Source organism: Microbispora triticiradicis, from assembly GCF_005864065.1.
Classification (GTDB): Bacteria; Actinomycetota; Actinomycetes; order Streptosporangiales; family Streptosporangiaceae; genus Microbispora; species Microbispora triticiradicis.
This window is the reverse complement of sequence record NZ_VANP01000022.1, coordinates 84,211-95,858: the sequence shown is the minus strand read 5'-3', so window position 1 is coordinate 95,858 and position 11,648 is coordinate 84,211. Positions and strand designations below refer to the sequence as shown.

9 protein-coding genes are annotated in these 11,648 nt (G+C 71.4%); 5 read left to right on the top strand and 4 right to left on the bottom strand.

What is annotated here, in order from left to right; translation table 11 throughout:
• Both FED44_RS33905 and FED44_RS33900 read right to left on the bottom strand, forming a co-directional pair.
• Positions 1-421: ATP-binding cassette domain-containing protein (locus tag FED44_RS33905; protein ID WP_138463217.1), on the bottom strand; the 421-nt coding region annotated here is incomplete at its 3' end.
• A gap of 17 nt (positions 422-438) precedes the next feature.
• On the bottom strand, positions 439-1,626 hold the full coding sequence (locus FED44_RS33900; protein WP_111701052.1) for an ROK family transcriptional regulator: 1,188 nt from the start codon (positions 1,624-1,626) through the stop codon (positions 439-441).
• Between the two features lie 161 nt (positions 1,627-1,787).
• Here FED44_RS33900 and FED44_RS33895 point away from each other — a divergent pair, with 161 nt between their 5' ends.
• The 3 genes from FED44_RS33895 (at position 1,788) to FED44_RS33885 (ending at position 6,101) form a co-directional block, all read left to right on the top strand.
• On the top strand, positions 1,788-2,531 hold the full coding sequence (locus tag FED44_RS33895) for a beta-phosphoglucomutase family hydrolase (RefSeq protein WP_111701053.1): 744 nt from the start codon (positions 1,788-1,790) through the stop codon (positions 2,529-2,531).
• Complete coding sequence (locus FED44_RS33890) at positions 2,528-4,888, top strand: glycoside hydrolase family 65 protein (protein ID WP_138463216.1); 2,361 nt, start codon at positions 2,528-2,530, stop codon at positions 4,886-4,888. Before FED44_RS33895 ends, FED44_RS33890 begins: the two co-directional genes overlap by 4 nt.
• 154 nt (positions 4,889-5,042) lie before the next feature.
• A complete protein-coding gene (locus FED44_RS33885; RefSeq protein ID WP_111701055.1) occupies positions 5,043-6,101 on the top strand; it encodes an NAD(P)H-dependent amine dehydrogenase family protein in 1,059 nt (352 codons plus the stop codon).
• A gap of 49 nt (positions 6,102-6,150) precedes the next feature.
• On the opposite strand, the gene FED44_RS33880 is transcribed toward FED44_RS33885, so the two are convergent.
• Positions 6,151-7,212 carry an MBL fold metallo-hydrolase gene (locus tag FED44_RS33880; protein WP_138463215.1) on the bottom strand — a complete coding sequence of 354 codons (1,062 nt, stop codon included), beginning with the start codon at positions 7,210-7,212 and terminating at the stop codon, positions 6,151-6,153.
• Between the two features lie 102 nt (positions 7,213-7,314).
• On the bottom strand, positions 7,315-7,899 hold the full coding sequence (locus tag FED44_RS33875) for a winged helix-turn-helix domain-containing protein (RefSeq protein WP_167521663.1): 585 nt from the start codon (positions 7,897-7,899) through the stop codon (positions 7,315-7,317).
• Between the two features lie 244 nt (positions 7,900-8,143).
• On the opposite strand from FED44_RS33875, the gene FED44_RS33870 reads away from it, so the two are divergent.
• Positions 8,144-10,684 (top strand): glycoside hydrolase family 9 protein, encoded by a 2,541-nt coding sequence (locus tag FED44_RS33870; protein WP_208759320.1) that lies wholly within the window; start codon positions 8,144-8,146, stop codon positions 10,682-10,684.
• Between the two features lie 140 nt (positions 10,685-10,824).
• Entirely contained in the window at positions 10,825-11,466 is a 642-nt protein-coding gene (locus FED44_RS33865) for a B3/B4 domain-containing protein (protein ID WP_111700784.1), read from the top strand.
• The last annotated feature ends 182 nt before the right edge of the window (positions 11,467-11,648 follow it).

The window sequence follows — 11,648 nt, the reverse complement described above, 5'->3', positions numbered from 1 at the left end:
CCATCCGCGGCCGGATCTCCCCATGACCCAACCGCTTCAACAGCTCAGCCGCCGCCCGCTCGGCCTCCCCCCGGCGCGAGAACCCCAGCCGCGCCCGCTCATGACCCAGATAGATGTTCTCGGCCACGCTCAACCCGTCCACCAGGTCGAGCTCCTGATAGATCGTGGCGATGCCGAGGGCCATGGCCGCGGTGGGCGGCGCCAGCCGTACGGGGGTGCCGTCGATGAGCACCTCGCCCTCGTCGGGCGCGTGCGCGCCGGAGAGGGTCTTGATGAGCGTTGACTTCCCGGCGCCGTTCTGGCCGAGCAGGCAGTGCACCTCGCCGGCTCTCACTTCCAGATCGACGCCGTCCAGCGCACGCACGCCGGGGAACTGCTTGACGATCCCCCTCATTTTGAGCAGGGGGTGCTCGTCTCCCATGGGGTCTCCCAACGATGTCAGTTGGCGGAGTAGACGTGATCGCTGATCAGTCGGGTGGCGCCGATGACACCCGCGGTCTCTCCGAGTTCGGAAAGCACGATCGGCAGGTTGCCGGTGGCGAGCGGCAGCGAGCGGCGGTAGACGACGCTCCTGATCTCCGCGAGCAGCACGTGGCCCAGCTTGGCCACGCCACCCGCGATGATCACCAGTCCGGGGTTGAAGAAGCTGACCAGGCTGGCCAGGACCTGGCCCACCCGTCGTCCGCCGTCGCGGATCAGCCCGATCGCCCCGGGGTCGCCCTGCGCCGCCGCGGCGCCCACGTCCTCGGCCGTCAGCGTGCCCGCGGCCGCGAGCCGTTCGGCCAGGTACGGCGAGCCGCCCGAGCGGGCCACCTCGACCGCCTCCCTGGCCAGCGCCGCTCCGCCGAAGTAGGCCTCCAGGCAGCCGGAGTTGCCGCAGGAGCAGACCGGGCCGAGGTCGTCCACCCGGATGTGGCCGATGTCGCCGGCACTGCCGGACACACCGCGGTAGATCTTGCCGTCCACCACGATGCCGCAGCCGATGCCGGTGCCGATCTTCACGAGCAGGAAGTCGCCGACACTCCGGGCGAGACCGGTGTGCAGCTCTCCCAGCGCCATGATGTTGACGTCGTTGTCCACCATCGCGGGACAGCACAGTGCCTGGCCGATCGTCTCCCGCACCGGGTAACGGTCCCAGCCGGGCATGATCGGCGGCACTACCGGGACGCCCTCGGCGAAGCTCACCGGCCCGGGGACACCGATCCCCGCTCCGGTCAGATCGTCGTACAGGCCGTCCCTGCGCAGCTTGCCGAGCAGGTCGATCGCCCGGTCAAGCACCGCCGCGGGACCCTCCCTGATGTCGCAGGGCTCGCTGAGGTGGCCGAGCACCTTCAGCTCACCGTCGGTCACCGCGACGTCGATCGAGGTGGCGCCGACGTCGATGCCGGCGAAGCGGGTGGACTGCGACAGCCGTACGCGGCCCGAACGCCGGCCGCCGCGTGAGGCGGCGAGCCCGTCCGGTTCGGCCAGACCCAGCTCGACGAGCCGGTCCAGCTCCACGTTGAGCTTCGATCGCGACAGATCCACCACGTCGCCGAGCTCGGCGCGGGAGCGCCCGCCGTCCCTCAGCAAGCGCAGAAGCGCGGCCTGATGGACGTTCTCCGGCCTGATGGTCGTCCGTTTCACCTACGCCTCCGCGTCCACGTGATTGGCTGGAAACGTACCCCTTTTCCCCACGACAAGGAAGACCTTTTACCGATCTGATGCAATCTTTCGCTGAATTCAACAAAAGTCAGGACGGAGGGCAGAGCAGGGTAGGAGAGGAAACAGGACTTCTTGGAGGGCGGATGCTGGGGTTGCCGGAGCGGGTACGCGGCTGCCTGTTCGACATGGACGGGGTGCTCACGCGTACGGCGGGAGTCCACGCGGCGGCGTGGAAGGAGATGTTCGACGCCTTCCTCCGCGACCGGGCGGTCGCCACCGGCACGCCGTTCGTCCCCTTCGACGCGACCGGCGACTACGACCGGTACGTCGACGGCAGGAAGCGCCTGGACGGCACGCGGGAGTTCCTCCGGTCCCGGGACATCACCCTGCCGGAGGGCGAGCCGGACGACCCGCCGGGCATGCCCACGCTCAACGGCCTGAGCAACCGCAAGAACGCACTGGTCCAGGCGGTCCTCGACCGGCAGGGCGTCGAGGTCTTCGAAGGCTCGGTGCGTTATCTGCGCGAGGTCGGCGAGGCCGGCCTGCGCCGGGCGGTCGTCTCCTCCAGCGCCAACACCGCCCGCGTGCTGTCCGCCGCGGGGCTCTCCGAGATGTTCGACGCGCGGATCGACGGTGCGGTGGCGGCCGAGCGCGGCCTGGCCGGCAAGCCGGCCCCCGACATGTTCCTCGCCGCCGCCGAGGCCCTGGGCATCCCACCGGCCGCCGCGGCGGTCTTCGAGGACGCGCTGGCGGGGGTCGCCGCCGGGCGCGCGGGCGGCTTCGCCTGGGTGGTGGGCGTGGACCGCGCGAACCAGGCCCAGGCCCTGCGCGACAACGGCGCCGACGTGGTGGTGGGCGACCTCGCCGACCTGCTGGACGAACGATGATCAGGCATCCCGCCTTCACCACCGAGCCGTGGACGGTCCGCGAGTGCCGCCTGCACACCGACGTGCTCGCCCAGACGGAGTCGGTCTTCGCACTGTCCAACGGGCACATCGGGCTGCGCGGCAACCTCGACGAGGGCGAGCCCTACGGGCTGCCCGGCACCTACCTCAACTCCTTCTACGAACTGCGTCCCCTGCCGTACGCCGAGGCGGGCTACGGCTACCCCGAGTCGGGGCAAACGGTGGTCAACGTCACCAACGGCAAGCTGATCCGGCTGCTGGTGGACGACGAGCCGTTCGACGTGCGGTACGGCACCCTGCACTCACACGAGCGGCTCCTCGATCTGCGCGCCGGGACGCTCATCCGCACGGTCCGCTGGAGCCCGCCCACGGGGGTGGAGATCCGGATGCGCTCCACCCGGCTCGTGTCGTACACCCACCGGGCCGTGGCCGCGATCCGCTACGAGGTGGAGCCGGTGGACCAGCCGGTCAACGTGGTCGTCCAGTCGGAGCTGGTGGCCAACGAGACCGTCCCCACGGCGGCCGCCGACCCCCGCGCCGCCGCCGCGCTGGAGGCGCCGCTGGTGCTGGAGGAGAACGCGACCGGCAGTGACGGCATGTGCGTCATGGTCCACTCCACCCGCGCCAGCCGGCTGCGGGTCGCCGCCGCCATGTGCCATGAGGTCGACGGCCCCGGCGGCACCCGGGTCGACAGCGACGGCGGCGGCGACGTCAGCCGCGTGACGGTCGCCACCCGCCTGAGACCCGGAGAACGGCTGCGGCTGGACAAGTTCTTCGCCTACGGCTGGTCGGCCAAGCGCTCCCGGCCCGCGATGCACGACCAGGTGGTGGCCGCGCTGGCCGCGGCCCGGCTCACCGGGTGGGACGGCCTGTGCGCCGAGCAGCGCGCCTTCCTCGACGACTACTGGGCGGGCGCGGACGTCGAGGTCGAGGGCGACGCCGAGGTGCAGCAGGCCGTACGCTTCGGGCTCTTCCACCTGCTCCAGGCGGGCGCCCGGCTGGAGCGGCGGCCCATTCCCGGCAAGGGACTGACCGGTTCCGGCTACGACGGGCACGCGTTCTGGGACACCGAGAGCTTCGTGCTGCCCGTCGCCACCTACACCTATCCCAGGGCCGCCCGCGACGCGCTGGAGTGGCGCGCGTCGATCCTCCCGCTCGCCGAGGCGCGGGCGGAGCTGCTCGGGCTGGGCGGGGCGGCGTTCCCCTGGCGCACGATCAACGGCGAGGAGTGCTCGGGATACTGGCCCGCCGGCACCGCGGCCTTCCACGTCAACGCCGACATCGCCGACGCGGTGACGCGGTACGTCGACGCGACCGAGGACACCGCGTTCGAGGGGGACGCCGGCCTGCCGCTGCTGGTCGCGACCGCGCGCCTGTGGTGCGCGCTCGGCCACCACGACGCCGAGGGCCGCTACCGCATCGACGGGGTGACCGGCCCGGACGAGTACAGCGCGGTCTCCGACAACAACCTCTACACCAACCTCATGGCCCGCCGGAACCTGCGGGCCGCCGCCGCGACGGCCGTACGGCATCTCGACCGGGCCGGGCAGCTCGGCGTCACTCTGGAGGAGATCGCGGTGTGGCGCGACGCCGCCGCCGCCATGTACCTCCCGTACGACGAGCGGCTGGGGGTCCACGCGCAGAGCGAGGGCTACACCGGGCACGCGGTGTGGGACTTCGAGAACACCCGGCCCGACCAGTACCCGCTGCTGCTCCACTTCCCCTACTTCGACCTCTACCGCAAGCAGGTGGTCAAGCAGGCCGACCTCGTACTGGCCATGCACCTGTGCGGCGAGGCGTTCACACCGGAGCAGAAGGCCCGCAACTTCGCCTACTACGAGGCGCTGACGGTGCGGGACTCCTCGCTGTCCGCGGCCACCCAGGCCGTGCTCGCCGCCGAGGTCGGTCAGCTCGGGCTCGCCTACGCCTACCTCGGGGAGGCGGCGCTCATCGACCTGCGCGACCTGCAGCACAACACCCGTGACGGCGTCCACATGGCCTCGCTGGCCGGGGCATGGATCGCGCTGGTGTCGGGGTTCGGCGGCCTGCGCGCGGGCGAGGGGCAGTTGTGCTTCGCCCCCCGCCTGCCCTCGGAGATCACCCGGCTCACCTTCCGGGTGCGCTACCGCGGGCGCCTGCTGAGGGTCGACGTCACGTCCGAGGACACGACGTACCGGCTGCTGCACGGCTCGCCGGTCTCGCTGGCGCACCACGGTGAGACCCTGACGCTCGGCGGGCGCCCGCAGTCCCGGAGCAACCCGTCGCCGCCCTTCCCCGAACTGCGGATCACACAACCGCCCGGCCGCGAGCCGCCATCCCGCCGCCCGGCGATCCCCTGAGGCGATATCGCCATTCGGGCAGGCCAAGGCGGCGTGGCGTCGTACAGTGAGCGTGCTCGTGAACGTTCCTCAGTTCCTGTCCAGAACTGGGCGCGGATCGGCGACTCCCCTCTCACCGCGCGGTCACGCCCGAGCGAACCCGCTGGAGGCACGCATGTCCTCGTCCGCTCCCCTGCGCGTGATCCAATGGGCGACGGGCGCGGTCGGTGGGCGCGCCCTGCGCAGCGTGATCGCCCGTCCGGAGTTCGAGCTCGCCGGAGTGCTCGTCTACGACCGGGAGAAGGTGGGCCGGGACGCCGGCGAACTGGTGGGGCTCGGGCCCGTCGGGGTCGCCTGCACCGACGACGCCGAACGGATACTCGCCACCGAGGCCGACTGCGTGCTGCACATGCCGCTGCCCGCGTCCTACTTCGGCGGCGATCCCGGGACCGACGCCGAGACGATCTGCGCGCTGCTCGCCTCGGGCAAGAACGTCGTCACCACCACCGGATTCGTCTACCCCCGCGCGTACGGCCCGGGGCTGGTGGACCGCCTGGAGGCCGCCTGCGCCCGAGGCGGGGCGTCCCTGCACGGGACGGGCATCAACCCGGGCTTCATGAGCGACCTGCTGCCCCTGGCGCTGACCGGGCTGTCGGACCGGCTCGACCACATCTACGTGCGGGAGTGCTCGGACTACCGGGGCCATCCCTCCCGGCACGTCACCGCAGACCTGATGGGCTTCGGCCGGGAGCCCGACGACTACAGCACGTCCGTCCGGCCGTTCCGCGCCTTCCAGCGCGCGCTGTTCGGCGAGAGCGTCGAGCTTGTCGCCGCCGCGCTCGGCGTGCCGCTGGACGAGGTGGAGCAGACCGACGAGTACCTGCTCGCGACCGAGGACTTCGACATCGCGGCGGGTGAGGTGCGCAAGGGCACGATCTCCGCGTCCCGCTGGGTGTTCACCGGCCTGGCGCGCGGCCGGCCGTTCATCACGGTCGAGTGCGTCTACAAGGCCGACGGCCGCCGGGTGCCGCAGTGGGGCGACCTCGGCTTCACCATGCACGTGCAGGGACGGCCCGGCATGGCGGTGACGATCGACGACATGACCCAGGGGCTGGCCGGGGCGGCGGCCCACGCGGTCAACTCGATCGCCGCCGTGTGCGCGGCCCCGCCGGGCATCCGCACGCTCCTCGACCTCCCCCTCGCCACCGGCCGGGGAGCCGTGCGGCTGGCCTGACAGACAGCGCGCGGCGCGGGAGCAGTGGGGTGGTCCCGTACGGCCTGGCTCAGCCGGCGGGGTACCAGCGGTCGGGTTCGCCGGGCACTCGGGTGACCTGGCCGCGATGCTCCAGCCAGACCAGGTGGGCGAGGGTCTCGCCGTTGGCCGTCCTGCGCATGTGCGCGGGGATCGTCTCCCACGGGCGCGACCAGCTCAGCCGGGTGGCGATGTCCCAGCACGCCGGGCCGTCGCCGTCCGCGACGACCCGCCGTATCTCCGCGAGCCGCTCCTCGTGGTGCGCGATGACGTGGTCGGCACGGGCGGCCAGTTCCAGGAATCGGTACTCGTGGGCGGGCAGCACCTCTTCCACGTCGAGCCCGCCCACCAGGCGCAGCGCGTCGAGATAGTCGGCCAGCGGGTTGGGCGCCGACTGCGGGTGCACCGCGACCATCGGCGTGATCCTGGCCAGCACGTGGTCGCCGGAGAACAGCAGCCTGCGCTCCGGCTCGGCGAAGCACAGGTGGCCGGGCGAGTGGCCGGGGGTCCACACCGCCCGGAGGTCCCAGCCGGGCAGGCCGAGCCGGTCGCCGTCCTCGATGAGCCGGTCGGGCACCGCCATCGTCACGAACTGGCGCAGCATGACCGACGCGCCCGCCAGTTCCTGCGCCGTGAGGTCCGGCACGCCGCAGCGGAGCAGCAGCGCGCGCTCCTGCTCGACGAGATCGTCGATCGCCGAGTCGTCGTAGCGGCCGCGGAGGAGGCGTGCGTCGGCCGGATGGAGCCCGATCCAGGCGCCCGAGACCTCCCGTACGCGCCCGGCCAGGCCGTAGTGGTCGGGGTGGATGTGCGTGACCAGCACGGCCTTCACGTCCGTGATGTCGTATCCGGCCGTTCCGAGCCCCGCCACGAGCGCGTCGTACGCCTCGCCGGTGTTCCATCCCGCGTCGACGAGGACCACTCCGTCGGGGACCTCCAGGGCGTAGACCAGGACGTAGCGCAACGGGTTGATCGGGATCGGGACGGGGATCGACCACAGCCCCGGGCGCACCCGCTCGACCTCCGGCAGCCCGCCGCCCCGCCACGCCGCGCGCTGCGCCTCGTTCGCCGCCGTCACGCTCCCCTTGCTCACCGGTCCACGCCCCTCTCGCAGCTTCGCTGCCTGATTGTGCCGCCCTGAACCGAATGTCGTTCTACCGGGCCCCCGGGCGCCGCACGTCGCGGCGAACCACCGTCACTCGCGCCCGCCTCCCCGGGGACCGCTGCGCGGATGGGCGGCGAGCAGGACCGTGACGCCGCGCGCGTCGGGGTCGTCGCGGTCCCGCTCCTCGGCCTCCAGCAGCAGGGCCGACACCCGCTCGTACAGGGACGCGACCGTCGCCGGCGACAGCCGTACCACCAGGTCGGACATGCCGGCCGCCTCGGCCCACGCCTCGCTCCACAGGTCGCGCTCGCGCTCGAAGTTCTCCACGTCGGCGGTGAACCGCTCCAGCTGACGCCGGCGCAGGCAGGCGGCGGCCTCCCGGCCCTCGGCGCTCGCGGCCGTCGCCACGTCGCTCCACGACGTGAACCGGTGGATCGCCCGCCAGCGCCGCTCACGCCGGTCGCGCTGCTCGGCGTCGGGCTCCACGAACCCGTACCGCGCGAGTTGCCGCAGGTGGTAGCTCGTGGAGCCGGAGCTCTCCGCGAGGCGCGCGGCCAGTTCCGTGGCGGTCGCGGGACCATCGGCGCGCAGCTCCGCCAGCAGGCGCGACCGCAGCGGATGCGCGACCGCCTTCAGCGCGCGCGGGTCCCGTACGTGGTAGACCTCCTGATCCATGCCGGGGACGCTAACAACCCCCGCGCTTCGCAAAGGTTCCTTTGCGAAAATGAAAGTTTCAGCCGCGCGCTCCCCCAACCACCGGTGACGTGGGCCGGAGCACGGCCGTCGTTGACGCCCCTGGAAACCCGGCGGAAACATCGGTGCCGCTCCCCTTTGGGAGCGCTCCCACACCACCGTTCCCACACTGCCTCTCCATCACCAGCCCCTCGCGGACACCCCGAGGACCACCCCGAGGACCACTGTGCTCAGAAGAATCGGCATTCTCGCCGTGGCGGCGATAGCCACGGCCTGCCTGACCGGCGCGCCTCCCGTCACGGCGGACGAGGGCCCGGAACAGATCCCCAACGGCACGTTCGACACCACCGCCGACCCGTGGTGGCACACCTCGAACCTGGACTTCGAACTGTCCGGCGGCCGGCTCTGCACGAACGTCCCCGGCGGGACGGTCAACCCCTGGGACGCGATCATCGGCGTCAACGACATCCCGCTGGTGAAGGACGAGACCTACGCGTTCAGCTTCTTCGCCACCGCCGACCCGTCGAAGGTCGCCAGGGCGTACGTCCAGCTGCCGACGGATCCCTACACCCAGTACGTGGCGGCGGCTCCCGAGGTCAGCGTCTCGGGCAACACCTACAGCTACACGTTCACCTCGCCGGTCGACCTGCCCAACGCCCAGGTCGTCTTCCAGATCGGCGGCAGCGCGACGCCGTGGCGCTTCTGCGTCGACAACGTCTCGCTCAAGGGCGGGGCGCCGCCGGACGTCTACAAGCCCGACACCGGTCCCCGGGTGCGGGTGAACCAGGTGGCCTACCTGCCCAAGGGCCCCAAGAACGCCACCGTGGTCACCGACGCCACCGCCGCGCTGCCCTGGCAGCTCAAGAACTCCGCCGGGACCGTGGTCGCGCACGGCACGACGACCCCGCGCGGCGTGGACGCCAGCTCCGGCCAGAACGTCCACTCGATCGACTTCGGCTCGTACGTCAAGGCGGGGACGGGCTACACGCTCACCGCCGACGGTGAGACCAGCCGGCCGTTCGACATCAAGCCGGACGCGTACGCCGACCTCAAGCTCGACGCGCTGAAGTTCTACTACACCCAGCGCAGCGGCATCGCGATCGACGACGCGCTGCGGCCCGGGTACGGCCGTCCCGCCGGTCACGTGGACGTGGCTCCGAACCAGGGCGACAAGAACGTCCCCTGCCAGCCGGGCGTGTGCGACTACCGTCTCGACGTGTCCGGCGGCTGGTACGACGCGGGCGACCACGGCAAGTACGTGGTCAACGGCGGCATCTCGGTCGCCCAGATCATGAGCGAGTTCGAGCGGACCAAGAACGCCCCGACCGCCAAGCCCATCGGCAGCCTGAACATCCCCGAGAGCGGCGACGCCGTTCCCGACGTGCTCGACGAGGCCCGCTGGGAGCAGGAGTTCCTGCTGAAGATGCAGCGGTCCGACGGCATGGTCCACCACAAGATCCACGACGAGAACTGGACCGGCCTGCCGCTGCTGCCGAACCTGGACCCGCAGAAGCGCGAACTGCACCCGGTGAGCACGGCCGCGACGCTGAACCTCGCCGCGACCGCCGCCCAGGCGGCCCGGATCTTCGCGCCGTACGACGCCGCGTTCGCCGCGAAGAACCTGGCGGCGGCGAAGAAGGCGTGGATGGCGGCCAAGGCGAACCCGAACATGCTCGCCTCCGCCTCCGACGGCGTCGGCGGCGGCACCTACGACGACGCCAAGGTCAGCGACGAGTTCTACTGGGCGGCGGCCGAGCTCTACATCACCACGGGCGACAAGGAGTTCGAGAACTACCTCCTCGCCTCGCCGCTGCACACCGCCGACATCTGGAACACGGGTGCCATGGACTGGGGCAACGTCGCGGCGCTCGGCCGGCTCGACCTGGCGACCGTGCCCAACGCCCTGCCCGGCCGCAGCGAGGTGCGCGCCTCGGTGGTGGCCGGCGCGGACAAGTACCTCGCCAAGTTGACGGCCCACCCGTACGGCCTGCCGTACGACGCGGCGTCCTACGACTGGGGATCGAACAGCATCGTCCTCAACAACATGGTGGTCATGGCCACGGCCTACGACATCACCGGCGACCTGAAGTATCGCGACGGCGTGCTGCAGGGCGTCGACTACATCCTCGGCCGCAACGCGCTCAACCAGTCGTACGTGACCGGCTACGGCGAGGTGGCGTCGAAGAACCAGCACAGCAGGTGGTACGCCCACTCGCTGGACACCTCGCTGCCGAACCCGCCGCGCGGCACGCTCGCCGGTGGCCCCAACTCCAGCATCCAGGACCCGGTGGCCCAGGCGAAGCTGAGGGGCTGCGTGGCGCAGTTCTGCTACATCGACGACATCGGCTCGTGGGCGACCAACGAGCTGACGATCAACTGGAACTCGCCGATGTCGTGGATCTCGGCGTTCATCGCCGACCAGGGCGACGGCACGGTCAAGGCCCCCGGCGCGTGCAAGGTCACCTACACCACGCACGGTTCCTGGCCGACCGGCTTCACCACCCAGATCACGATCGTGAACACCGGCACGAAGGCCGTCGACGGCTGGAAGCTGAAGTGGTCGTTCCTGGGCGGCCAGAAGATCGACCACGGCTGGAGCGCCAACTTCTCGCAGGAGGGGGCGACCGCCACCGCCGAGAACGAGACGTGGAACAAGACCATCAGGCCCGGCCAGACGGTCGTCATCGGCTACAACGGCGTGTCGTCTCCCGGCGCCAACCCCACGCCCGACCTGATCACCCTCAACGGCGCCGCCTGCTCCTCCTGACCCGGCCGATCGGCCCGACCGGCCCGACCGGCCCGATCAGAACGTCGCCGTAACCCCCGACCCCGGCCGCCGCCTCAGCAGAGGCGGCGGCCGGTTCCATTCCGGCGGGGCCGGCTCACCCGGGCACTACGCTGTGGGGCGTGATCGACGACATCTGGGTGGACGACGCCGTCACGGCGCTGCGTCCGGACTTCGCCGTCCTGGTCGTCTGCGCGTACGGCCTGCGCAACGGCCCTTCGGACGACCGTTCGCGGGAGTGGCTGGCCGACGCGGCGGCCAGGGCCGTGCCGCAGGACGACGAGAGGATCGAGGCGTGGCGCGCGGCGTACCGCGCCTTCGGGGCCAAGCCCCAGCGGACCCGCCCGTCGGTGGACGCGCTGGTCCGCCGCCTGCCGCTGCCCGAGATCAACCTGGTGGTGGACGCCTACAACGCCGTGTCCGTACGGCACGGCCTGCCGATCGGCGGCGAGGACCTGCGCCGCTACCGCGGCACCGCCCGGCTGGTCCGCGCGGCGGGCGACGAGCCGTCGGAGGAGGCGCTGGGCGAGCCCGCGATCGGCGAGGTGGTGTGGCGCGACGACGAGGGCGTCACCTGCCGGAGGTGGAACTGGCGGCAGTGCGTCAGGACGAGGATCACCGAGGAGACGGTCGACGCGCTGTTCCTCCTCGAACGGCTCGAACCGCTCTCCATTTCCGCACTGCATGCGGCCGGTGAGGACCTCGCGGGTATGCTGTCCGCTATAGCTCCGGATATCCGGATTGAGTCGCGGCTCCTCGGGTGAGCCAGTCGTGATGACCAGGTGGTGAGGGACACCTCACCACCCAGACGGGCTATCCGCGCGTGACCTGTTTGATCGATCCTGGGAGGATGGGCCGGGACCGGTGACCCGCGCGGGCGCACCTCGGTGTGTGAGGCGAGTAGCCTTGGACAGGTTCACCAAACATCAACGCCGATCTGCGGAAG